This is a genomic window from Vibrio sp. 2132-1 (assembly GCF_033344315.1).
This window is the reverse complement of sequence record NZ_JAWPON010000120.1, coordinates 1-978: the sequence shown is the minus strand read 5'-3', so window position 1 is coordinate 978 and position 978 is coordinate 1. Positions and strand designations below refer to the sequence as shown.

General features: G+C 46.2%; 1 protein-coding gene and 1 pseudogene. One reads left to right on the top strand and one right to left on the bottom strand.

The window, feature by feature from the left end; all coding sequences use genetic code 11:
• Positions 1–181: pseudogene (locus R8N47_RS23845) on the bottom strand (divalent metal cation transporter); the annotation flags it as partial.
• Between the two features lie 328 nt (positions 182–509).
• On the opposite strand from R8N47_RS23845, the gene R8N47_RS23840 reads away from it, so the two are divergent.
• A partial coding sequence (locus R8N47_RS23840; RefSeq protein WP_318185929.1) for a pseudouridine synthase occupies positions 510–978 on the top strand: 469 nt, incomplete at its 3' end.

Below are 978 nucleotides of genomic sequence, written 5' to 3'. Positions count from 1 at the left end.
TAAACAGGTTTACGAGCAGGATGAGTGCGGCAAGTTGCCAGCCATAGATGGCACCCGCTTTGGTTGAGGCTACAAGGTGAGAGCCACCCACCGCCGCAGAAGCCATTAGGATGCCTGGGCCAAGTGAGCGGAAAAATAGCGATATTCTGGATTGGGGTTGATCTGGTACGGCGGATTCCATTTCTTATTGTCCTTTGATGTTGTGTATAGCGGCATAACCTTCCCCCGCGAGAACGGTTCGCGGGAATCCAAACGGCGTGAAACCTTATTTAATGTTATGGGGTGCTTTTCCGAACGGAATAAAGTTATTTGGGTAACCACTCTATAAATATCACTCCCGCAGTACTTGTCAAACTATATTTACAAATCAGTTTTTATTTTATTTTTCGAATTTATTGACTTGATTAACCCTGTTGGTTTTGGTTTTTTCATTGGTCGCGAAATTAAAATGCGTTTTGACTGAGCCCTCGTTATAATCGCGGCGTTTTTATTTTCTAGAGATCCCACCCATGGCAATGCTTGAGTACAACCCACCGACTGATCCTTGGATCGACATCGTTTTTGAGGACGACCATATCTTGGCTGTGAATAAGCCGTCTGGTTTGTTGTCAGTTCCGGGACGTCTTGCAGAACACCATGACAGCATGTGGAGTCGTTTACAGGAGGAGCACCCAGATATCCAAGTCGTGCATCGCTTAGATATGTCGACGTCGGGATTGATGGTACTGGCTAAAAACAAGCGAGCAGAAAGTGCGTTGAAAAAGCAGTTTCAGTTCCGCTTAACGCATAAAATTTACTACGCACGCGTTTGGGGTCATGTCGAGCAGGAAGAGGGAGAAATCGATCTGCCATTGATCTGTGACTGGCCAAACCGTCCGCTGCAAAAAGTGTGTTTTGAAGACGGTAAGCCATCAAAAACTCTCTTCCAAGTCGCGAAGCGAGAAGAACATGAAGACGGCACAAAGACGACCATCGTAC